Origin of the sequence: Allobosea sp. WAO, assembly GCF_001509835.1 — a bacterium.
Lineage (GTDB): Bacteria > Pseudomonadota > Alphaproteobacteria > Rhizobiales > Beijerinckiaceae > Allobosea.
This window is the reverse complement of record NZ_JXTJ01000017.1, coordinates 20,864-43,696: the sequence shown is the minus strand read 5'-3', so window position 1 is coordinate 43,696 and position 22,833 is coordinate 20,864. Positions and strand designations below refer to the sequence as shown.

Annotated in this window: 20 protein-coding genes; 9 read left to right on the top strand and 11 right to left on the bottom strand. The window is 66.6% G+C overall.

Annotation, left to right across the window (positions count from 1 at the left end):
• The first annotated feature begins 3 nt into the window (after positions 1-3).
• From DK26_RS25080 to DK26_RS25050, 7 genes are all read left to right on the top strand, one after another.
• A complete protein-coding gene (locus DK26_RS25080; protein WP_066478690.1) occupies positions 4-2,187 on the top strand; it encodes a hypothetical protein in 2,184 nt (727 codons plus the stop codon).
• Positions 2,184-3,494, top strand: coding sequence for a glycosyltransferase family 4 protein (locus DK26_RS25075; RefSeq protein WP_066478688.1), 1,311 nt, complete (start codon positions 2,184-2,186; stop codon positions 3,492-3,494). The genes DK26_RS25080 and DK26_RS25075 overlap by 4 nt, the downstream gene beginning before the upstream one ends.
• A gap of 32 nt (positions 3,495-3,526) precedes the next feature.
• Positions 3,527-4,732, top strand: a complete 1,206-nt coding sequence (locus DK26_RS25070) for a polysaccharide pyruvyl transferase family protein (RefSeq protein ID WP_066478686.1) — start codon at positions 3,527-3,529, stop codon at positions 4,730-4,732.
• Positions 4,729-5,925 carry a hypothetical protein gene (locus DK26_RS25065; protein WP_066478683.1) on the top strand — a complete coding sequence of 399 codons (1,197 nt, stop codon included), beginning with the start codon at positions 4,729-4,731 and terminating at the stop codon, positions 5,923-5,925. The genes DK26_RS25070 and DK26_RS25065 overlap by 4 nt, the downstream gene beginning before the upstream one ends.
• Positions 5,922-7,331, top strand: coding sequence for a polysaccharide pyruvyl transferase family protein (locus tag DK26_RS25060; protein ID WP_066478680.1), 1,410 nt, complete (start codon positions 5,922-5,924; stop codon positions 7,329-7,331). Before DK26_RS25065 ends, DK26_RS25060 begins: the two co-directional genes overlap by 4 nt.
• A gap of 93 nt (positions 7,332-7,424) precedes the next feature.
• On the top strand, positions 7,425-8,459 hold the full coding sequence (locus tag DK26_RS25055) for a GSCFA domain-containing protein (RefSeq protein WP_066478674.1): 1,035 nt from the start codon (positions 7,425-7,427) through the stop codon (positions 8,457-8,459).
• Between the two features lie 320 nt (positions 8,460-8,779).
• Positions 8,780-9,550 carry an IclR family transcriptional regulator gene (locus DK26_RS25050; protein ID WP_066478671.1) on the top strand — a complete coding sequence of 257 codons (771 nt, stop codon included), beginning with the start codon at positions 8,780-8,782 and terminating at the stop codon, positions 9,548-9,550.
• 41 nt (positions 9,551-9,591) lie between these two features.
• Here the strand turns inward: DK26_RS25050 and DK26_RS25045 are convergent, their stop codons facing one another.
• The 11 genes from DK26_RS25045 to DK26_RS24995 form a co-directional block, all read right to left on the bottom strand.
• Positions 9,592-10,392, bottom strand: coding sequence for a shikimate dehydrogenase (locus DK26_RS25045; protein ID WP_066479028.1), 801 nt, complete (start codon positions 10,390-10,392; stop codon positions 9,592-9,594).
• Positions 10,393-10,480: 88 nt separating this feature from the next.
• The gene (locus DK26_RS25040; RefSeq protein WP_066478668.1) at positions 10,481-11,389 is read right to left on the bottom strand and encodes an NAD(P)-dependent oxidoreductase; all 909 of its coding nucleotides are present in this window, start codon (positions 11,387-11,389) and stop codon (positions 10,481-10,483) included.
• A gap of 69 nt (positions 11,390-11,458) precedes the next feature.
• Entirely contained in the window at positions 11,459-12,382 is a 924-nt protein-coding gene (locus DK26_RS25035) for a DMT family transporter (protein ID WP_066478666.1), read from the bottom strand.
• Positions 12,383-12,667: 285 nt separating this feature from the next.
• A complete protein-coding gene (locus tag DK26_RS25030; protein WP_066478661.1) occupies positions 12,668-13,501 on the bottom strand; it encodes a shikimate dehydrogenase in 834 nt (277 codons plus the stop codon).
• Between the two features lie 2 nt (positions 13,502-13,503).
• Positions 13,504-14,541 carry a Gfo/Idh/MocA family oxidoreductase gene (locus tag DK26_RS25025; RefSeq protein ID WP_066478650.1) on the bottom strand — a complete coding sequence of 346 codons (1,038 nt, stop codon included), beginning with the start codon at positions 14,539-14,541 and terminating at the stop codon, positions 13,504-13,506.
• Positions 14,542-14,551: 10 nt separating this feature from the next.
• The gene (aroQ, locus tag DK26_RS25020; RefSeq protein WP_066478649.1) at positions 14,552-14,995 is read right to left on the bottom strand and encodes a type II 3-dehydroquinate dehydratase; all 444 of its coding nucleotides are present in this window, start codon (positions 14,993-14,995) and stop codon (positions 14,552-14,554) included.
• 180 nt (positions 14,996-15,175) lie between these two features.
• Entirely contained in the window at positions 15,176-16,039 is an 864-nt protein-coding gene (locus tag DK26_RS25015; protein WP_083533590.1) for a carbohydrate ABC transporter permease, read from the bottom strand.
• A gap of 18 nt (positions 16,040-16,057) precedes the next feature.
• Positions 16,058-16,945 (bottom strand): sugar ABC transporter permease, encoded by an 888-nt coding sequence (locus DK26_RS25010; RefSeq protein ID WP_066478647.1) that lies wholly within the window; start codon positions 16,943-16,945, stop codon positions 16,058-16,060.
• Between the two features lie 98 nt (positions 16,946-17,043).
• Entirely contained in the window at positions 17,044-18,327 is a 1,284-nt protein-coding gene (locus tag DK26_RS25005; protein ID WP_083533588.1) for an ABC transporter substrate-binding protein, read from the bottom strand.
• Between the two features lie 106 nt (positions 18,328-18,433).
• Positions 18,434-19,840 carry a class II fructose-bisphosphate aldolase gene (locus DK26_RS25000; protein ID WP_066478643.1) on the bottom strand — a complete coding sequence of 469 codons (1,407 nt, stop codon included), beginning with the start codon at positions 19,838-19,840 and terminating at the stop codon, positions 18,434-18,436.
• Between the two features lie 382 nt (positions 19,841-20,222).
• Complete coding sequence (locus DK26_RS24995) at positions 20,223-21,134, bottom strand: PfkB family carbohydrate kinase (RefSeq protein ID WP_184231734.1); 912 nt, start codon at positions 21,132-21,134, stop codon at positions 20,223-20,225.
• Positions 21,135-21,321: 187 nt separating this feature from the next.
• On the opposite strand from DK26_RS24995, the gene DK26_RS29185 reads away from it, so the two are divergent.
• Positions 21,322-22,101 carry a DeoR/GlpR family DNA-binding transcription regulator gene (locus DK26_RS29185; protein WP_184231733.1) on the top strand — a complete coding sequence of 260 codons (780 nt, stop codon included), beginning with the start codon at positions 21,322-21,324 and terminating at the stop codon, positions 22,099-22,101.
• Between the two features lie 54 nt (positions 22,102-22,155).
• Positions 22,156-22,827: an HAD family hydrolase gene (locus tag DK26_RS24985; protein ID WP_066478638.1), complete on the top strand. Its 672-nt coding sequence runs from the start codon at positions 22,156-22,158 to the stop codon at positions 22,825-22,827.
• The last annotated feature ends 6 nt before the right edge of the window (positions 22,828-22,833 follow it).

Here is a 22,833-nt window from a genome sequence, read left to right as displayed (position 1 = left end):
GCCGTGAACGAGGTCATCATCCCCCAGCAGACGAGGCTGAGCCCGGCGCCGACCGTCGCCTGGACGCCACTCGGCGAGAACGCGATCCTGGTGATGAGCGCCTGTGACGCGATCCCCGGCAAGGTGCCGGTCGCGGTCGACGGGAACCCGCGCAACAAGGCGCAGACCATGGCGCTGACCTGGCGCCGGCCGCAGGCCGATGCCTCGCAGGCCGTCGGCTTCCTCTGCCTGGCGCCCGCTCCCTCGCATGACCGTGCCGGCGGCGGCGCGATCCTGCTCGGCCGGCCCGGCCGGCCCTTGCGGCTGATCCTGGCGCCGAAGCCCCTGCCCCTCCAGGCCTTCCTCGCGGCACTCGCAGACGAGGCCGGCCAGTCCTTCCCGACCGTGGTCGACGGGCTGCTCGAAGTGCTGCTCGCCGGCAAATCGAATCCGCGCCGGCTGCGTGCCGTCGGCATGCTCCTGCAATCGGTCGCCAAGCCCGGCGGTTTCGTCGAGGTGATGGGACCGCAGGACGACAGCATCTTCGTGCAGGGCTGGACCGCGAACTTCACCGCCGGCCGGACCCAGCTGCTGATCGCCCATGGCGGCCTCTCCTCGGCCATGCTGGAAGCCGGCACCTTCGAGCGCGACGATCTCGGCGAGGGCGCACGGGGGTTCTTCGGCCTGATCGAGGAATGCGAGATCCGCCATCCCAGCGAGATCGAGCGGCTGTTCTTCCGCGGTAATGACGGCTGGCGCGCCCTCGAAGTCTATGAGCGCCACGTCCTGCTCGAGCCTGTGACCGTGCCCGGCCATCTGCGCGACGGCCTGCAACGCGGCAGCGCGCCGCCCGCCACCGCCGAGAAGCTGAAGCGCGCCTCGCAGCGCTTCGACGGGCGCGACACGGTCTGCCTGCTCGCACAGCCCGTGCGCGCCGGCATCGACGATGCGACCGTGGTCGAGGGCACCGGCGTGCTGATCATCGGCTGGCTGTTCGACCCCGAAAGCAAGGTCATGGCCGCGACGCTGCGCACCGGCAGCCAGTCCTGCACGCTCGACGCGACCTGGACCCGCGTGGCGCGCCCGGATGTCGCCGCCGCGTTCCTCGAAGATCCGCGCTTTGGCCCGGCCATGGCGAGCCGGCGCAACAGCCACGGCTTCATCGTATTCGCGCCGAAGCTCATCCCGGAGCCTGGGCAGCCGCTCTATATCGAGTTCGAGATCGAGGGCCAGGGTCCGGCCTTCCTGCCGCTCTCCCCGGGGCGCGCGCCGGCCCGGCGGGCCCTGGAGCGCGTATTCGGCCTGCTCGACCCGCGCTCCTCGACCGCAAGCTCCGTGGTCGAAAAGCAGATCGCCCCGGCCTTGCAGGCGGCCGAGATCGCACCGCCGCGGGCGATCGAGAGCCATGATGTCGGCAGCTTCAATGCCGATGCGGCGCTCGGCCTCGTCATCGGGCTCGACCACCGGCAGCGCGAGCTTTCCAGCCTGTTCGCCCTGCTCGCCATCGATCCCGAAGTGCGCAGGCTGCCGATCGTGGTGGCGGCGCCGGGCGAGAGCTTCGACCGGCTCGGTGCCGAGGCGCGGCGGCTGGCGCGGTTCTACGGATTGCAGGTCCGCCTCGTGCTGGTCGACGGCGTCGAGGACAGCTGCGATGCGCTGGAGGCCGGGCTGCACGCCTGCCGCTTCCAGACGGCGGCCCTGCTCTCGGGCGCAGCGCAGATCCGCATGCCCGGCTGGCTCGGCCGGCTGGAGCGGGCCTATCGCGGTCGCGGCGGACACTGCGTCGCCAGTCCGACCCTGTTGTTCGAGGACAATTCGATCCGCTGGGCCGGCGCCTGGCTCGAAGGCGAAGGGCCGGAGCGGCGGGTCTACAACCGCTTCGTCGGCTATCCCTTGGAGGCGATCGGCAGCCTCGGCCCGATGGAGGTCGCGGCTGGAGCGACCGAATGCTGCGTGCTGTCGCGCGCCGCCTTCATCGAGGCCGGCGGCTTCTCGCGCAACTACTTCACCACCGGCGAAAAGGGCCTCGACCTCTGCCTGAAGCTCAGGATGAACGGCGCGCCCTCGCTCTGGGTGCCGGAGGTCGAGATCTATGTCGTCGAGGACAATGAAGCCGCGCGCCCGCCGGCCGGTGTCCTCGCCGGCCTCGCCGACCGCACTTCCTTCGACCGGCGCTGGGCGCTGGCCATCTCCAACATGAGAGGATGAGCATGCGTATCCTCGTCGTCTCGCACGGCCACCCCTCCTTCTCGCTCGGTGGCGCCGAGATCGCTTCCTACAACCTGCACAAGGGCTTCCAGGCCAGTGCCGAGGTCGACACACACTACCTCGCCCGCGTCGGCGCGCCGACGCCGCGCCACGCCGGCACGGCGCTGATGAGCCTGCGCCAGCGCGGCGGCGAATTGCTCTACTACGCCGAGGAGTACGACCACTTCCTGATCTCGAACCGGGCGACCGAGGAGATCGAGCGCGATTTCGTCCGGGTGCTGCGCGACCTGAAGCCCGACGTGGTACATTTCCACCATTTCATCGGGCTCGGGCTGGAATGCCTGTTCGCGGTGCGCGACACGCTGCCGGATACGCTGATCGTGGTGACCTTCCACGAATATCTCTCGATCTGCCACCATCACGGCCAGATGGTGAAGACCGGCGCCTTCAAGCTCTGCTACCGGTCATCGCCGAGCGATTGCAACGCCTGCTTCCCGGAGATCGCGCCGGCCCGCTTCCTCGCCCGCGAGACCTTCATCAAGGGCATCCTCAACCTCGCCGACCATTTCGTCTCGCCGAGCCGCTTCCTGGCCGAGCGCTACCAGCAATGGGGGCTGGCGGCGGAGCGCTTCTCGGTGATCGAGAACGGCATCGACGTCGCCGAGGTCGCGCCGCCGCGGCCATTGCCGGATGCCGAGAGCCGGCGCTCGCGCTTTGCCTATTTCGGGCAGCTCACGCCCTATAAGGGCGCCGACATCCTGCTCGACGCGGTGACCCGCATTCCGGACTCCGTCTGGGGCGAGGACAGCGTGCTGCTGGTCTATGGCGGCAATCTCGACCGGCAGCCAGAGGCCTACAAGAAGAAGTTCGCCGACCTCGTCGAGGCCGCGGGCCGGCGGGTACGCTTCTGCGGCGCCTTCCAGAACCACGAAATGCCAAACCTGATGCGCTCGGTCGATTGGGTGGTGATGCCCTCGGTGTGGTGGGAGAACTCGCCGATCGTGATCCAGGAGGCCTTCTTCCACGGCCGCCCGATCCTCTCCAGCAATCTCGGCGGCATGGCCGAGAAGATCACCGACGAGGTGGACGGGCTGCATTTCCGCTCCGGCAGCCCGGAGGATCTCGTCGACTGCATGACCCGGGCGCTGAGCGAACCCGGGCTCTGGGAGCGCCTGCGCTCCGGCATCAAGAAGCCGCTCAGCCATGTCGACTGCGCCAACCAGCATCTCGCGCTCTACCAGCGCCTGATCGCTGCGCGGGGCATGCCGGCTCCGGCCAATCGCGCCGCCGCGCCGATGATCGCGTGAGCTGCGCGAAGACAAGAAGGGAGAACGCAACCATGGCCCGCATCCTCGTGATCAGCCCGTCGGGCGAGGTCTACGACCACGACAATGTTCGCTGGTACAGGCACGCCGACCTGCAAAGCCATATCAATCACTATCACAATATCGGCGACGCCTTCGTCTTCGATTCCTCGCTGAAGCTGCTCAACTTCGAGAAGCTCGAGGAACTGCCGATCACGCGCATCGACCCCCAGCAGATCGACCGGCTCAACGCCGAGTTCGACTATGTCTTCCTGCGCGGTTCCAACTATGTCCACGCCGAGATGAACTGGAGCCGGACCGCCGAGGTCCTGCGCCGCCTCAAGCTGCCGGTGATCGCCTTGGGCATCGGCGCGCAGGCTCCGGTCAGCGGCAAGCTCGAACTCAGCGAGGACAGCAAGACCGTCCTCAAGCTGATCGCCGATTCCACCGCCTCGGTCGGCGTCCGCGGCACCTATTCGGCGGAGGTGATGAACGAGCTCGGCATCCGGAACGTCAGGATCATCGGCTGCCCGACCGCCTTCCGCAACAACCGGCCCGACCTCGCCATCCGCCTGCCGGCGCTCGACACCGTGAAACAGGTCGGCGTCACGCTGCGCCGCGAGGTCTCCAAGCACTACGCCAAGGACATCAAGCGCTACCTCAATGTCCACCGCGACCTGGTGAAGGCGATGGCGGAACGCTTCGAGGTCACGCTCATGTCCCAGGGCGAGGTCGAGGAGAAGAAGCTCGCGCTCGGCACGCCCGAGCAGAAGCAGGAAGGCATGGCGGCACTGCGCGAGAATGGCTGGGCGACCGCCTGGTATCTCGACGAGCGGATGGACGCGCTCTACCGCGACCGGTTGTTCTATTCGGACGTGGTCGCCGAATATGAGCAGCTCGTGCGCCGGCTCGACCTCGTTCTCGGCTACCGGCTGCACGGCAATCTGATGGCGCTCGCCAACGGCACGCCCTCGATCTACTTCACCTATGACAGCCGGACCGTCGAGTTCGCCGAGACCTTCAAGATCCCGAGCTTCGACGTCTTCGGCGACAAGCCGTTCTCGCTGGAAAAATACTGGGACCAGGCGCTCTTCGACCGCTTCAACGCGGCCTATGCCCGGACCTATGGCGCGATGAGCTCCTTCCTCAGCGAGAACAAGGTCGACCACAAGATGGTAAGGCCGACTGCGGCCGCCCCCTCCGCACCGCCGGCTCCCGAGTCGGAAAGGAAGGTGGCATGAGGGTGGCCCCCATCCGCCGCGCAGGGCTGCCGGCAGCGCTCATGCTGCTGGCCGTGCCCTGCGTGGCATTCGCCGAGGCGCCGGCCTATCGGCTCGAGGTCGCGCCCGACGCGGCGGAGGAGACGGTCGTCTCCTGGGCACGCGAGCGCTGCGAGGAATGGGACTTGCCGGATGCACCCTTGCGCGCCTTTCGCGACGACAAGGGCGAGGTCGTCGCCTTTGCCAGCCATCATCGCGGCCGTCCCCTGATCGGCCGCGATTTGAGCTCGGTCAGGAAGAGCTGCGCGATCTCTTTCCAGGCCAGGAACAGCGCCGATCCTGCCGATTTCAGCGACAAGAGCTGGATCGCCGCGACCTGGACCGGAGACGGACGACGGGTGCAGGCGCTGATCCATGCCGAGTACCACGCCGACAAGCATGCCGGCGCCTGCCGCTTCAAGGACGCGATGAGCTGCTGGTACAATGTCGTGACCGCCGCAAGGTCGAGCGATGGCGGACGCAGCTTCAAGGTGGACGAGCCCCGTCCGCTGGTGGCGGCACCGGCCTTCAAGCAGGATGTCGGCCAGGGACGGCATCGCGGCTTCTTCAACCCGTCCAACATCGTCGAGAAAGACGGCGCCTGGTACGCGCTGATCGCGACGACCGGCGGCGAGGGCCAGAAGAGCGGCGTCTGCCTGTTCCGTACCACCGACATCAAGGACGCCACCGCCTGGCGCGCCTATGACGGCACCGACTTCACCATCCGCGCGCTCGACCCCTATCGCGAGGATGTCAGCCAGGCGAAGCCGTGCAAGCCGCTGAAGCCGCTGCCGACCACGGTGGGCTCGGTCACAAGGCACGAGGCGAGCGGGCAGTGGCTGGCGATCTTCCATCTCGGCCCTGATCCGAGCCAGGGTATCGCCGGCGGGCGCGTCGCCTATAGCTGGTCGAGCGACCTCACGCGCTGGTCGCCGCTGCAGACGCTGATGATCCACCCGACGATGTGGAGCAAGAATTGCAGCGACAAGCAGCGCTATGCCTATGGCGCGCTCGCCGACCCGGCCTCGCCCTCGCGCAATTTCGAGACGACCGGCGACGAGGCCTTCCTGTTCATGAGCAAGATGCGCGTCTCCGACTGCAAGGTCGGCCCGGAGCGCGACCTGGTACGCGTCAAGGTGCGCTTCGTGCCTGAAACCCAACGGAGCACGCCTTGAAGATCCTGCGCGCCACGACCAACGAAGTCGTCATTTCCGTCGCCCGCAAGCCCGAAGGCGGCTGGCCGGCGCTGACCCTGAAACTTGGCGGCAACGACTACGCCACGATCCATCCGGCCGCGCTGGTTCCGCCGGATGCGAGCCAGGCCGAACTCAGCATTCCCCTGCCGAGCTTGCCCGGTGGGCGCCTCCACTCGGTCGCGGTAGCAGACGCGGCGACGGGCGCGCTCGCCCCGGGTTCGAACCTGCGTCCGATCGCCACCGAGACCAAGCTCAGGGCGCTGGTGATCTACCCTGCGGGCGAGGTCTACGAGCACGACAAGGTGCGCTGGTATCGCGCGCCGATGGAGAAGCTGCTCGCCGACTATTTCAACATCGGCGACATGATCGTCTACGACTCGACGCTGAAGCTCCTGCGCTATGCGCATCTCGAGCCGATGAAGATCATGAGCCCGACCGAGGCGGACATCGAGCGCTATGCCAGCGAGTTCGACTATGTCTTCGTGCGCGGCTCGAACTTCATCCACGAGAAGATGGAGTGGTTCCGCGCCGTCGAGGTGCTGGAGAAGGTGAAGCTGCCGGTCTACGCCATCGGCGTCGGGGCGCAGGCCAGCCAGAACCGCAAGATCGAGCTTTCGGAAGGGTCGAAGCGCTTTTGGTCAATCGTCGCCGAGCGCTCCGCCGCCATTGGCGTGCGCGGCGCCTTCTCGGCCGAGACGCTGCGTCAGAACGGCATCAGGAACGTCGAGGTCGTCGGCTGTCCGTCGATCTTCCGCACCCGCAATCGCGACCTCCAGATCCGCGTCCCCGACCAGCGCGAGATCCGCAAGGTCGCCTTCAGCCTGCGGCGCGAGGCCGACCATAGCTACACCGCCGACCCCGAGACCTATCTGCGCAACCAGAAGGCCGCCCTGCTCAAGGTCGACGGCCAGAGCGAGATGGTGATGTCCTCCCATGGCGAACAGGAGGAGAAGGCCTTCTTCCTGCGCGACGAGGCGGCGAAGCAGAAGGCCGTCACCGAATTCGTCCGCACGAAATGGTGGGACGGGCCCGACGATCAGGCGATGCGGCGGATCTACGAGAAGCAGCTCTTCTCCTTCTTCGACGTCGAGCGCTACGACCAGTTCGCGCAATCGATCGACCTTGCCGTCGGCTACCGCGTCCATGGCGTCTTGCCGGCAGTCGCGCATGGCGTGCCGGGCGTGCTCGTCGCCTATGACACGCGCAGCCAGGAACTGGCCGAGACGCTGAAGATCCCCGTCGTGCCGGAGGCGGCGCTCGCCGAGGGCGGCTGGCGCGCCGTCTACCAGGAGGCGGCGCTGAATGGGCTCTCGAAGAGCTACGCCCAATCCTACGACCGAATGCGGGACTTCCTCGAGAAGAACGGCGTTCCGCACCGGATGTGAGCGCGAGCCAGCGGCAATGACGGCTGGGCGCAGGGGCCCGCCGTTGCCGCCCCGAAAGGCGCAAGGCCTTTCCAGCAGAAGGAGACGTAAACGATGAAGATCGAATACGATGCAGGCACCGCCCTCTCGATCATGCGCGCCAACCCGGCGCGCGGCTGGACCTCGGGCAAGCCTGAGCGGATGGCCAAGGAACGCCTGACCACCGGCGACTTCCTCAAGGTCGAGCACCGGCCGAAGTTCCAGATTGATCCCTCCTGGCCGATCTTCACCATGGGGTCCTGCTTCGCGCGCGAGGTCGAGAACATCCTGATGATGCGCGAGCTGCCGTTGCTGCTGCGCGGCCATGGCGTACCCGCCGAGCATTTCGAGAGCTGGAACGAGGAGAGCGGGCGCGGCGGCGGGGCGAACCGCGGCGAGCTGTCCCGCGGCGCGCTCAACAAGTACTCGGTGCGCTCGATGGCGCATGAGCTGAAGCGCGTCCTCCTCGGCGAGAGCTATCCCGACGAGGGCCTGATCGAGCTGTCGCCCGGCCAATGGTTCGATCCGCATGCCAGCGGTCTCAGACTGCTCAGCCGCGAAGAGGCCTTCGCCAATCGCCAGCGCCTGACGACGGCGACCGCGACGATCAAGGACGCTCGCATCTGCTTCTTCACGCTCGGCCTGACCGAGACCTGGCTGGATTCGCAGACGGGGCTCGCCATGAACATCCATCCCGGCCCGACCTGGCTCGCCCGGATGCCCGAGCGCTTCCGCTTCGTCGACTACGGCTATGATGCGACCCTGTCGGACATGCTGGAGATCATCGGGCTGATCCGCGAGCACTGCAATCCGGAGATGCGTTTCATCGTCACCGTCTCGCCCGTGCCGCTCGGCGCGACCTTCAAGGAGGCCGACGTGATCGTCGCCAATAGCGGCTCGAAATCAGTGCTGCGTGCGGTCGCCGAGGAACTCTACCGGCGCTTCGACTTCGTCGACTACTTCCCGAGCTACGAGATCGTGCTCAACTCGCCGCGCGCCATGGCCTTCGAGGACGACCAGCTCCATGTCGCGCGCGAGATGGTCGCCCAGGTGATGACGACCTTCCAGGCGAGCTATCTCGGCGACCCCGCGCAGCCCCAGGCGGCCTGAAAGGCGAGGACCGTCTACGCTGCCGGCGCGCACCGTGTGCCGTCGCTGCCAAGCGGCGCGCTGCCGCTTACGAAGACGGCGCGGTCGGCGACGGCCGTGCCCACGGATCGGCAGAGGCTCCTTCCGGCCATCGCCCATCGCCCGCTCGCGACCGAACATCGAGGCCGCCTGTTCTTCTACGGGAATACGTTTCCATACGAAGTAAAGCACATCCTCCAAGATTAACCCCTAAGAGATATTGAACCTGCCCGGTCCGGCCTTCACTATTGCGCAACACTTCCACGGGCCGACCGCCACAGCTGAACAGAACCGGATCTTCGATGCCCTCGGCCGAGCTGGGATCAGTCAAGTCCGCGATGCGCGTGCTCGACCTGTTCGAGTATCTGCGTCGCTGGAACGCCGGCCAGACCCATGCCCGGATCGCCGCCCAACTTGGCATCCCGAAAAGCAGCCTGACGCAGCTGCTCAAGACGTTGGTCTGCCGCGGCTATCTCGAATATGACCCGGTCAGCAAAGGCTATTTCCTCGGCCCGGCCGTGGTCGCGCTCGGCCAGCGCAGCGCCGAGACGCGCGACCTCGTCGGCATCGCCGAAGACGTCCTCGCCGACACAGCCCACGCGACCCGCGAGACCTGCGCGCTAAACCTGCTGAAGGGCAACGTCTCCGAGGTGGTGGCGACCGCAAGCGGCTCGCACCGGCTGCATTACACAATGCGGAAAGGCGATGTCGCTCCGCTCTACGCCACCTCCGGCGGCAAGGCGCTGCTCGCCCATCTGCCCGAGGAGATGCGCCGTGACTATCTCGCGCGCGTCCGCTTCGAAAAGATCACGCCAAGGACGATCGACTCCGTGCCGGCGCTGGAGGCGGAACTGGCCGAGATCGCCCGGACCGGCGTCGCCTTCGTGGTCGAGGAGTTCATACCGGGCATTGTCGGAATGGCACGCCCGATCCTCGGCCGCTCCGGCTTCCCGCTGGCGGCCGTCAACATCGCTCTGCCGATAGCGCGCTATGATGCTGCGCTGAAGCGGCGCTGCCTCAACGCGCTGGAGGACGCAGTTCTGATGCTCAGGGAGCGCGCCAATCTCGGGTGAGCGATACAGGCGGCTTCTTCGGTGCGATGGCGCCGGATGAGCTAGACCGAAACGCCTTCGAAGAAGTCGACGATCAGCTCGCGCTGGGCCAGGAACATGTTGACGCCGGTCTGGGTATTGCAGCCGAGGCGACGGCCCGCTTCCAGCAAGGGCGAGATTTCGGGCGCCGTGATGACGTCGCCGATGAACATGTCCGGCGCGAGCTTTTCGACCTCGATCGGCAGCGGGTCGTCGGGACGCATCCCCATCGGCGTCGCATTGGCGATGATCCCGAATCCGGTCGGATCGGTCGATCCCGCCCACACCCGCCCAGGATGGGCGGATGCGAGACGGGAAACCAGAGCATCGCGCCGGTCGGCATCCATGTCGTGGATTGCAAGCTCGGACGCGCCAGCGTCGAGCAGTTGCAGGCCGATGGCGCTGCCAGCCCCGCCGGCTCCGATCAACAAGGCACGCTTGCCCTCCGGCTCGCCGCCGGCCTGACGCATGGCGCGCACGAAGCCGAGCCCGTCGAGCATGTCGCCGTGCCAGGCGCGATCGGGCCCGCGGCGCAGGACATTTGCCGATTCCAGCAGCCGGGCCCGGTCAGACAGCGTCCTGCAGTGCTGCCGGGCAGCGAATTTGTGCGGGATCGTCACGACGATACCGTCGACATTCAGCACCGGGCCGAGCGCGGCGATGAAGCCGTCGACATCCTCGGGCAGGACGTGGATCGGGATCAGCGCCGCGTTGAGGCCGCGCTCGACGAAGCCCTTGGTGATCCCGGCCGGCGACTTCACCTGCGCGATCGGGTGGCCGATGATCACGAAGATCCGGGTCTCGCCGCTCAGCATATCCAGCATCGCATTCTCCATCCGGTCCCTGTGTGCGCCAGTTCGGCGCCCACGCCTCGTCCTGTTCGGAATTCGCCCCTGAGCTTACTCTGTCGATCTACCGAAGGGCCGGCGCCGCGTTCCGATAGAAGGCGATGGTGCGTGCCAGCCCTTCCGCCAGTCCGGTCCGCGGCAAGGCGCCGAGCACCGAAGGCAGGGTCGTGTCGGGAGCGAGTTCCGGGGCTGTCGGCAGACTCGGCCCCGAAGCGCTCAGAAGCGCATCCGGCACCTGGCGCCGGATCTCGGCCATGACCTCGTCGACGGTCGCGACCTCGCCGACCAGATTGAAGGCATGCGCGCCGGCGATGTCTCGCGCTACCGCTGCCTCGAAGGCAGCCGCGAGATCCTCGACATAGAGCAGGTCGGACTGGCCGGTGTAGATGAACTCATAGGCCTCCCCCGTCGCGGCAGCCTCGGCGGCGAGGCTCGGGCCGGCGGTAAGGCCGAGCTCGCGTCCGGGCCCGTAGACCACGAAGGGGCGGAAGCCGACGCTGGCGATGCCGTGATCATGCCAATAGGCGCGGGCGCTGCCTTCGGTGGCGAGCTTGAAAGCGCCGTAATGGGTGATCGGCAGCGGCCTCGCTCCATCCTCCGGACCGAAGACACCGGCCGAGCTGGCATAGACGACCTTGGCGATGCCATGCCGGCGCGCCGCCTCGAAAACGTTGAGCGTGCCGATGACGATGACCTCGGCGCCGAGGACCGGCTGCTCACGACAGGCCGGGGTCAGGATCGCCGCGAGATGGACGATGATCTCGCAACCCTCGGCGGCAGCGTGGACGGCTTCGCCGTCGCGGATGTCGCCCAGGCACCAGTCGATCTCGGCAGCCGCCTCGCCAGACAGCGCCCGCGCGAGCCGGCTGTCATCCTTGATGTCGAAGATGCGGACCTTGTGGCCCGCAGCAAGCAGGCTGCGGACGATCCAGGCGCCGATGAAGCCGGTGCCGCCGGTGACGAGGATCTGCATGGGAACTCCCGGACCTGCTGCGAAAGAAAGGAAAGCATGCGTGATGTCGGAGGCTCGCCCCCGCGCCAGTCAATCCGTCGGCGCGACGCGTTCCGTTTCGTCGGGCGGCTTCGGCGGCCTGCCGGCCAGATGCAGCGAGATCAGCCCGCCGGCGACGATCAGCGCCGCGCCGACGACGGTGAAGACATCGGGCACCTCGCCGAAGATGGCGAAGCCGAGCAAGGTGGCGGTCAGGAGCTGGGCGTAGGAGTACGGCGCGAGGCGCGAGGCGGTCGCGCGGGCATAGGCCGCGATCATGGCGAACTGGCCGGCCGCCTGGCAGATGCCGGACAGGCCGAACAGCAGCCATTGCTCGCCCGTCGGGGCTTGCCAGAAGAAGGGCAGAGGCAGCGAGGACAGAACCAGCGCCACCAGCATGGTGTAGAACAGCACCGTGCGAGGCGCCGCCCGTTGCGCGACGATACGCGTCATGACCTGGCCGAAGGCGGCGAGCAGGCCGGCGAGCGCCGGGATCAGCAGGGTCCAGGAAAAATCGCCTCCGAAAGGCCGCATGATAGTCAGCACGCCGAGGAAGCCGGACAGCACCGCAAGCCAGCCCCAGCGGTTCACCGTTTCGCCGAGCAGGAGCTTGCCGAGCGCCATGCTCAGCAGCGGCGAGATGAACAGAATCGTGGTGAGCTGGGCGAGAGGCACATAGGCCATCGCGAAGATGACGCAGCTACCGGCAAGGAAGGGGAAGATCGAGCGCAGCAGCAGGAGCTTGACGGGGCCGCGCGTCAGCGCCGCCCGCCACTCCCCCGGCCGGAGGATGAACAGGAAGAGGGCGGCGAAGACGACGCTGCGCCCCCACATCGCGACCACGGCGTTCGATTCAATGACGATGAGCTTGGAAGCAGCATCGCCGACGGCGAACAGGCTGAAGGCGGTCAGGGCCAGCGTCAGCGTGGCCAGCCCGCCATCGGAATGCGCGATTTTGGGTAGCGGAGGGCTCACCTTGCGCTCTCGCCCCCGAGCCGTGACAGGGGAAGCTCGATATCGGGGATGCTCATACCAGGCGCGATCTCGCGGCCGCGCCCAAGCGCCTTGGTTCGTAGCTGCCGAACATCGCCTCCCCCGGGGCCGGGCCCGTCCTGCCGCGTGCCGGATGGCGCGCAGGCGGAAGGCTTCCGACGGCCGTCGCGACAAGCGCGACAACCATCCGGCTATAGGCAACGCAGCGCCGGGCGACAATCGGACCGGCCCTGCGGCCAGCGCAGGGCCGCCATCCCTCACGGCGGCTCAGTAGCTGATCTGCGCCACCGCCCTCAGATTGTCCGGCGTCGTCGTCGGGAAGCCGAAGAATTCGAGATAGGCCGGGATCTGCTCGAACAGCATGTCGGTGCCGATCTGCGTCCGGCAACCTTTGGCCCGGGCCGCGGCCAGGAAGGGCGTGACCTCGCTCTTCAGCACGACCTCACCGACGAAGCTCTCGGGCGCGATGCGCGAGACATCGATCGGCAGGGGATCGCCCTCGTTCATGCCGAGCGGCGTCGCGTTGACGACGATGTCGTAGCCGGCCGGGTCGCGCGTGCCGAGTTCCAGCGCCAGTGCGGGATAATGCGCGCGCAAGCGGCCGGCGAGCCCTTCCACGGCGGCGCTGTTGAGGTCGAACAGGCCGAGCGCAGTCGCTCCCGCTCCGGCCAGCGAAGCGGCGATGGCCGCGCCGACGCCACCGCTGCCGACAACCAGTGCCCGCGCGCCCGCCACCTGACGGCCCTTGCGCAGTACGCCGCGCACGAAGCCTTCGCCATCGAACATGTCGCCGCGCAGCGTGCCGTCCGGCCGCAGCAGCACGGCGTTGCAGGAGCCGGCGATGCTCGCCGCGGTCGAGAGTTCGTCGACGATGCCCGTGGTCGTGACCTTGTGCGGCATCGTCACCAGCGCGCCGCGGATGTTCCTCAGGCGGAAGAGTGCGGCGAGCACCTCAGGATAGACATCGGCCTCGACCGCCATCGGCATCACCACCGCATTGACGCCGATCGACTCGAAATAGGGATTGTAGATCAGCGGCGCCTTGAAGGTCGTCGTCGGGTAGCCGAGATGGGCGATCAGGATGGTGTTGCCGTCGATCATGATCAGCCGATCGTGACGACGGCGCCGGTGCTGGCGGCCTGCTTGACGGCCTCGATCACCTTCAGTGTCTCCAGCCCCTCGCGACCGGAGACGATCGGCTTGGCCTCGCCACGAATGACCTCGCCGAAATGGCGGACCTGGACGCGCAGCGGATCCTCGGCGACGAAAGGCACGCGTTCGCGGCGCAGCGGCTCCCACCAGCTGCGCTTGCCCGGATTGTACCAGAGCTCGAGCTGCGGCACGGTCAGCGAGCCATGGGTGCCGCCGAGCTGGTAGCACGACTGGTCCTGCTGCTGTGGGTAGACCGGGTTCTCGCCGGTGGTCATCTCCCAGCTCCAAGGCGCGACGACCGAGTCGGAGACGTTGACCGTGCCGAGCGCGCCATTGACGAAGCGCAGGATGATGACCGCGGTCTCCTCGACGGCGTTGCCGCGCACGATGTTCGATTCCTGCGCCTGCACCGAGGCGATCTCGCCGCAGAGATAGCGGTACAGGTCGACATCATGGCTGAGGTTCATCATCACCGGGCCGGCGCCCTTCTCCCGCCGCCAGGCGACGTCGAAGTAATCGTCCGGCTTCATCAGCCAGAAGCTGCCATGCAGCGTCAGCAGGCGGCCGAGCCGACCTCCCTCGACGATCTCCTTGGCCTTGCGGATCATCGGGTTGTAGCGCCGGTGATGGCCGGCGAGCAGCGGAATTCCGGCCTTCTCGAACGTCGTGACCAGCTGCTGCGCGGCTGCGACGCTGTCGGCGAGCGGCTTTTCGATGATCGCCGGCAGGCCGGCGGCAGCCGCTTCGAGGCCGTTGGCGAGATGCAGGCTGTTCGGCGTCGCGATGACGACGCCGTCCGGCCTGGCGCGCGCCAGCATCTCGGCGAAGCTCGGGAACCAGTTCGTCCCGAGCGAAGATGCCAGCGTCGTGGCGCTCGGCGAGGGGTCGACGATCGCGGTGAGCTCGAGGCTCGGCTCGGCCGCGATGTGCTGGGCATGCCGGTTGCCGATCAGACCGGCACCGATGACTGCGAGTCTGACTGGCTTCATCGGCTTTCCCCTACTTCTCGTCGATCAGCGTGGCGAGGCGCCGCAGGGCCAGCGAGTAGCCCTGCGTGCCGAAGCCGGCGATGACACCGTCCGCCCGCAGCGAGACATAGGAATGATGCCGGAATGCCTCGCGCTTGTGGACATTGGAGATGTGGACCTCGAAGACCGGTCCGTCAAAGGCATTGAGCGCGTCGAGCACCGCGACCGAGGTGTGGGTGAACGCCGCGGGGTTGATGACGATGCCGCCGGCGGTCTCGCGGGCCTCGTGGACCCAGTCGATGATCTCGTATTCGCGATTGCTCTGGTGGAAGCGCAGTTCGAGCTTCAGCTCACTCGCCAGTGCCCGGCACTCGGCCTCAACATCGGCCAGGGTGGTATGGCCGTAGATGTGCGGCTGGCGCTTGCCGAGCAGGTTGAGGTTCGGACCGTTCAGGACATAGACGAGGCGGCTCACGGCGGGTTTCCCGGGCTGGCGGATTTAAGGTTCGCGGTCGCGCCGCCACCGGCGGCGGCCGCGCCTCTAATCCCTAGCCTTGCAGGCCGGCTTGGTGAAGGGCCGAGAAAGAACCGCGCCGGTCCGAAGCCGGACCGGCGCGCAGTTTGGGGAGTGGCGTTCGGCCCAGCGCCGGCGTGGTCAGGAGGTCAGAGCTCCCGCCGTCATGCCCTGGACCATGTAGCGCTGCAGGAAGATGAAGGCGACGACCAGCGGCAGGCTCGCCAGCACCGAGAAGGCCATCATCGCGTTCCAGTCGGTGACGAACTCGGCCATCAGGCTGTAGATCGCCATGGTCAGCACCCGGTTCTCCCAGGACTCGATCAGCACCACCGCGAAGAGGAACTCGTTCCAGGCGAGCAGGAAGGTGTAGAGCCCCGCGCCGACGAAGGCCGGATAGGAGATCGGCACCAGGGTCCGGAAGATCGCGCCGAGCCGCGAGCAGCCGTCGACCATCGCGGCTTCCTCGATGTCGCGGGGAATGTTGATGAAGTAGCTGCGCAGCATGAGGATGCAGAACGGCAGGGTGAAGGTGAGGTAGACGATCACCAGCGAGGTGCGGGTGTCGTAGAGCCCGAAGGTGATGAAGATCCGGAAATAGGGGATGCAGAGCAGCACCAGCGGGAACATCTGCGTGGTGATCAGGAACATCAGCACGGCGCGCTGCCCGGCGAAGTTGAAGCGCGCCAGCGCATAGGCCGCCATCGCGCCGAGCACGAGCGAGAGCAGGGTGACGACGAGCGAAATCACCATGGTGTTGAGGAAGACGACCAGATAGCGCGGCGTCGTGAAGATCTTCTTGTAGCCGTCGAGCGTGAAGATCTGCGGCAGCCACTCCGGCGGCATCTGCATCACCTCGATGTTCGGCCTGAAGGAGACCGAGAGCATCCAGGCGAGCGGGAAGAAGACGATCAGGATCGCCAGGATAAGAAGTGCGTAGGCGGCGGTGTTGAGCAGGCGCTCGCGCCCCCGCTGACCCAGCCTGCCCGAAATGACCATAGGCATCGCTTTTTCCCGTAACGCTTAGACGTTGCGCATCGTGCGGCGCACATAGATCGCGCTGACGATGAAGAGCACGACGAACATCACCACGGCCTGTGCCGAGGCGTAGCCGAATTTCAGCTTCTGGAAGCCGTCGAAATAGATCGCCGTCGCCAGCACTTCCGAGGAATGGGCCGGGCCGCCGCCTGTCATGACGTAGACCGGATCGAAGGCGCGGAAGGTCCAGATCGAATCGAGCAGCACGATCGTCGTCATGACGCCGCGCAGCTGCGGCAGGGTGATGTGCCAGAACTGCTCCCAGAGCGTCGCGCCGTCGATCTCCGCGGCTTCGTAAAGCTGCTTCGGGATCGCCTGCAGTCCGGCCAGCAGCATCACCATGAAGAAGGGGAAGGCGCGCCAGACATTCATCGCCGTGACCGAGCCGAGCGCGGTCGAGGGGTCGCCGAGCCAGGAGATCGTGCCATTCGGATCGAGGAAGCCGAGCGAGACAAGCAAGCCGTTGAAGACGCCGAAGGGCTGCAGCATCAGCACCCAGATCATGCCGGCGACGGTCGGCGCCAGAAGCCAGGGCACGATCAGGAGGCCGCGCGCCAGGCTACGGAAGGTGGCGTTGAGGTGCATGTTGAGCAGCAGCGCGAGCGCCAGCCCGATCACCAGGTGCAGCACCACGCTGAAGAAGGTGAAGACGACAGTCTGGATGAAGGCCTTCCAGAACAGCGGATCGTTGAACAGCGCGACATAATTGCCGAGCCCGACCCAGACCTCGCGCTGGAGATTGCTGTCGTAGAAGCTCAGGCGGACGACGTCGCCGAGCGGATAGACCAGCAGCGCGACCAGGATCAGCAGCGCTGGCCACAGGAAGGATAATGCGAGGAGTTCTTCGCGATACTTCTGTTTGAAAGTCAGCATGGCACGCCGATCATGCGGAGCCGCCGCCCGTCTTTCCGGGCAGGCGACCCCTGTACGATGGGAGAGGGGCGCGAACGCCCCTCCCGGGCGGATGGGAGTTACTTCGCGGCCGCGGCGAAGATCTTGTTCCATTCGGCGGCGGCGTCATCCAGCGCCTGCTTGGCGGTTTTCTTGCCCTGCACGACGTTCTGGATTTCCGTGCTCATGATCTTGTTCATCTGCACGGCGTTGGGCATCACCAGGAACGGCGAGTTGGCGTTGGCCGCCGCCATCTGGGTGACGAAGGCCTGGAAGAGCGTGCGCTCCTTGAACCAGTCCTGGCTCGAGACGTCGGTGCGGGCCGGGAAGGCGCCAGTGCCCTTGGCCCACATCTCGATGCCCTTCGGACCGGACATCCAGCGCATGAAGGTCCAGGCCGCGTCCTTGTCCTGAGCCTGGGACGAGATGGTGTTCAGCGAGCCGCGCACCATGGTGCCGCTGGTCTTGCCGACCGGCAGCGGGGCGATGTCATAGTTCAGCTTGGGATTGAGCTGCTTCTGGATCGCGATGCCCCAGGGCCCCTCGAACATCATGGCGACGTTGCCGGAGGCGAAGTTGGCGCGCTTCTCCTTCTCGCCATTGCTGAGCACGCCGGGAACGGAGACCTTGTCCTTGTTGATGCGATCGACATACCACTCGATGGCGGCAACGCCCTCCGGGCTGTTGAACACCGCCTTGTTGGTCTCGGCGTCGATGATCTTGGCGCCGGCCTGCAGCAACAGCGGGTAGATCTCATAGGTCATGTTGGTCGGCGGCTCGCCCTGCAGCGTGCCGGTGATCGCGAACTGGCGCTTGTCGGGGTTGGTCAGCTTGCGGGAATATTCCGCGAACTCGCCCCAGGTCTTGGGCGGGCCGGAGAGGCCGGCGGCCTTGAACAGGTCAGTGTTGTAGAAGAGTGCGACCGCGCCGCTCTCGATCGGCAGGTAGTACTGCTTGCCGCGCCATTTCTGGTGGAAGGTCACGGGGATGTTGCCGAAGAACTCCTTCGGCTCCTTGGCAATACGCTCGTCGATAGGTTCGATCATACCGAGATCGGCGAACTCGGCGACCCAGTCGACCTGCACGAGCAGCACGTCGGGCAGCTTCTTGGCCTGGTGCAGGACGATGGCGCGGTCGTGGAAACCGGAGAAAGGAGAATCGACCGGCGTCAGCTTGATGTCGGGATGGTCCTTCTCGAAGGCAGCCTTGAGCTCGCCCATGAACTTCTCGCCGACCTCAGTGCCCTTCCACTGGCCCCATCGCACTTCCTTCTGCTGGGCGAGCGCCAGCGTCGGCAGGCTGATCATCGAGGCGAGCGACAGCGCCGCGAACTTCAGCAATGAAGACCTACGTTGCAGATCCATGATCGTTTCCTCCCGGGTTGATTATCATTGTCCGCGAGCGCCATTCGGCGCCTTCGGGTAGCAGGCGCGCCCGTCGTTGCGGGCGCGCCGTCGTCCATCGTCCTCCTTAGGCCGCGCGCGCCTTGCGCAGCGCCTCAGGCACCGGCGGCGCGACCTTCACGAGCGTGGTGTTGTCGTCGACCAGCTTGCTCGTCCCGCCCACATTCATCCAGGTGAACATGTTGCGGAACATCTCCTGCAGCGAGGCCATGATCGCCGTCTCCGCCTCCTTCGGCATCTCCCAGAACGGCTTCTTCATCACCTTCCAGGACTTCTTGCGGGTGTTGTAGAAGAACTGCGCATCGGTCTCGCCGGCCCCCTTCTCCGAGAGGTGATTGGCGAAGGTGTATTCCCTGATCTGGTCCTTCAGCGCCTGCGGCAGGGCCGGGTGATCGAAGATCAGGTTGTTGAAGCCGAGCGCGAGATGGACCTCGACCGCCTCGGCCTTCGGGAGCTTGGCGAGCTGTGTGCCCGGCAAGGTCGAGGCGCCGTGCTGGACCGCGCCGGCCATGTTGTACTCGCTGCGGCAGATGGTCGAGATTGTCTTCAGCAGCTCGTAGTCGACATTGACCTCGGCGAGCGTGCCGTCCGGCAAAACCTTGCCGCCGTGATAAGTGCCGGAATTGATCGAGATCTTGCTGACGATCGGCAGCTTGGCACCGCGCTTGGCCATCTCTTCCAGATAGACCTTCATGAAGGCGCGCAGCTCTTCCGGCGTGGTGTTCTCGTGGCCGACCTCGCCGATCTCGGCGCCGAGCGAGATCGAGACGCCCTTCGGCTCGATGCCGCGCACGAACTCAGTGAAGTGCGCGGTCAGCTCGGCATTGACGCGCTGCTGATCCTCGACCGTCGCCAGCGACAGGTCGACCACCGTCGAGGCGTCGATGTCGATGCTGTACATGCCAGCCGCGATCTGCTCGCGCATGATGCTCTCGAGCTTGCGGACTTCCGCCTTGGGGTCGGCGAGATAGGCCTTGGCGTTGATCTGATCGTGGTCGGCCTGCAGGAAGACCGGGCCGGTGTGGCCCTCGCGCAGCGCCGCAGCCAGCACCGCTGCAGCGTATTCCAGCGGCGGCTGTTGGGCGTAGAGCGCTTCGCCGACCGCCTGCTCGAAGATGAAGAGCTTGGAATCGAGCTCCTTGCCGGCGCGGAAGACGGCGCGGCAGGTGTGATAGCTCCAGCCGCGCAGGTTCATCGCCGGCACGGTCTTGCCCGACCACTTCCCGGCGGCGCAGGCGAGATAGAGCTCCTGCACCGAGGAGGGCACGATGCCGGCGGCGAGCGCCGCCTCACGGATCGCCCAGATCGCGACGGCGCGCGTCTCCGGCTCGGCGATCGCCGCGGTCTCCGCCCAGCGGTCGATCATCTCGTCCGGCGGCCGCTGGCTCTTCGAGAAATCGGGGTTCGGGCCCGACAGGTCGACCTTGATCGCCTTCAGATCCGCAAGGAGTTCGGTGATTGAGGAGCACGCCATGAATGCTGTTTCCTTAGCCGGCTATAATCACAGGTTCGCGCCGCCGCAGACAACTGCCTGCAGCGTCCGATCGATCGGCCGGCACGCCGCAGCTCCGCCGCCTGGAACAGGCGACATGCCACGATTGCCGGAAGGGCGGCACCCGCAAGGTCTGCGAAGTTTCGCAAGCCCTGCCGCACCCTGCCGATGATGAAGGTCGAAAGATCCGGCCTCCCGAAATTCTTCTTTTCTGCACCTAGTGATGCATGCGCGTTTCGATATCGCAAGCTCTATTTTCGTTTTCTTACATATCGCGAGCCAACGGCAGGACGTGCAGGACCAGCCGCCGCAGCCGAGCGGCTGCGAAGCGCCATGCGAAAACGAACGGCGCTCCGATATCGGATCAGACCGGATGGACGGCGCCTGATGCCATCATCGTCTCGATCGCAGCGCGATCTCCCATGCCGTCCCAGCCGCGGCCGCGCTGGGCCTTCACTGCCGCCGCAGCCGAGGCGAAGCGCGCGGCCGCGATCGGATCGCGCCCCTCGCTGAGCCCGAGTGCATAGGCGCCGTGGAAAGTGTCGCCACAGCCTGTGGTGTCGGCGACATCGACCTGGAAGGCGGGAACAGCGACGATTTCACCGTCGATCAGCCAGAGGCTGCCGCTGGAACCGCGGGTGACCGCGACGACCCTGGAGGTGTCGCCGGCACATTGGCGCAGCAGTTCCTCCGGGCTGCCTTCCCCGGCATGGTCGCGCAGGCCTTCGCTCGAGAAGACGACGTGATCCGCCCGGTCGATCAGGGCCTGATTGTCGGCGGTCGCGCCGCCGTCGGCGTCGAGCACAGTGGCAACGCCGGCGGCGCGGGCACGGTCGAGCGCGATCAGCGCCCCGGCCGGCCAGCGACTGTCGACAAGGACGGCCCCGGCCTCGTCGAGTGGATCGTTCGGCAACACCGAACCATCCAGGGACAGCCCGTGCCGGTCCGAGACGATGCTGCGTTCGCCCCTTGCGTCGACCATGACGATGGCGCGCAGCGTCCGGCCTTCGGGGAGAACGGCGACGCCGCCGCAATCGACGCCATGCTGGCGCAGTGCGGCGATGCCGGCCTCGCCGGCAGGATCGTCCGCCACGCGCCCCCAATAGGACGCCGTGCCGCCGAGGCGGCAGATCGCCACCGCCGCCGTCGCAGCCGGGCCGCCATAGCGCTTTTCATAGGCCAGAACGCCGGTCTTGATGCCGGACGCCGGCAAGGAGGCAACCTGGAAGACCTCGTCGAGGACGAGGTTTCCGACGCAGACGATCTTGCGTTTCATCAAACCGGGATTCCCGCTTGCGGCGACCGCCGGGCCGGCGCCGGCCAATCCCGGATGCTCGACGGGCAGGTCGACCAGGATGGCGACGAGGCGGAATGATGCAGCAATCTTTCCTTTTCGCAACCTAGATATTCGAAAACGCGCATTCCGCTTGACGCGGGACGAAATGTGCTCCTTACCGCTTGTCATGGCCCAGCTAAGCAAACGCCATAGCGAGATTCTCGACATCCTCTCCCGGCGCGGATACGCCGCGATCGAGGAGTTGGCGGCGGCGTTCAACGTCACCCCGCAGACACTGCGGCGCGACCTGCAGGACCTGTCGGATCGCGGCTACCTGCGCCGGCACCATGGCGGGGCCAGCGCCAATCTCAGCACGGTCAATGCCGATTACGATTTCCGGCATGTCGAGACCGCCAGCGAAAAGGCGGCGATCGCCCGCGCCGCCGCGACCTTGGTCACGCCGGGCAGCTCGCTGTTCCTGACGCCCGGCACCACGGTCGACGCGCTCGCCAAGGCCATCGCCGAGAAGCGGCCGCGTGGCTTGCGCGTCGTCACCAATTCGACCGCGGCGGCCTCGATCCTCGATAAGTGCCCGGAGATCTCGATCCTGATCACCGGCGGCATGTGGCTCGGGCAGAACCGCGCCATGGGCGGCATGCACGCCGCCGCCTTCATCGAGAATTATCGCTGCGACCTGCACATGACGAGCATTGGCGGCATCGATTCAGAGGGCAATCTGCTCGAATACCGCGACGACGAGGCCGTCGTGGGCCGCGCCATGCTGCGCAATGCGCGGCGCGCCGTGCTGTTGGCCGACCACACCAAGTTCAGCCGCGCCGCCATGTCGCGCCTAGGGCATCTCAGCGAGATCAACACCCTGGTGACCGACCGCCAGCCACCGGCGGGAACCACGCGGATGATCCGCGAAGCCGGCTGCGAACTCATCGTCGCGAATGACGATCCATAAGGGCAGGTCCGACGCCGCCGGGGACCGACCTGCCAGGAAAGGGCCAACCGCACCGTGTTCAAGCTCGCTATCATCGACTTCGACGGCACGATCTGCAGCACGCATGGCGCCGTCCGCCATGTCATCGACCTGACTTTCGCGTCCTTCGACCGGCCGGCGCCCGACGCGGCCGTGGTCGATGTCGCGATCGGCAGCGGCGCGGTCGCGAGCGACCTCTTCGGCGGGCTGCTCGGGCTGGCGCCGGAGGATCCTGACCGCGCCGCCTGGGCCGGGCGTTATCGCGAGATCTACAATGGCGGCGAGGGCCTCGCCCTCACCGAGCTCTACCCGGGCGTGCGCGAGGGGCTGGAAAGTCTCTCGGCGGCCGGGTGCCGCAGCGTCGTGCTCTCCAACAAGGGCGAGGCATCACTGGCACCCGCTCTGGAGCATTTCGGCATAGAAGGGCATTTCGAGATGGTGATCGGTGATGCGCCGGGCTTCGTCCGCAAACCCCGGCCCGACAGCTATCACAACCTGATCGCGCCACGCTTCGCCGATATCGGCCCCGAGCAGACCTTCATGCTCGGCGACACCGAGACCGACATCCGCTTTGCCCGCAACATCGGCGTTCCCGCCTTCTGGGCCCGCTACGGCTTCGGCAATGCCGAAACCTGCGAGGCGCTCAAGCCCGAGCGGACGCTCGACGCCTTCAACGAGGCCGCGGATTTCGCGACGGCCGCGGCCTGAGAACTG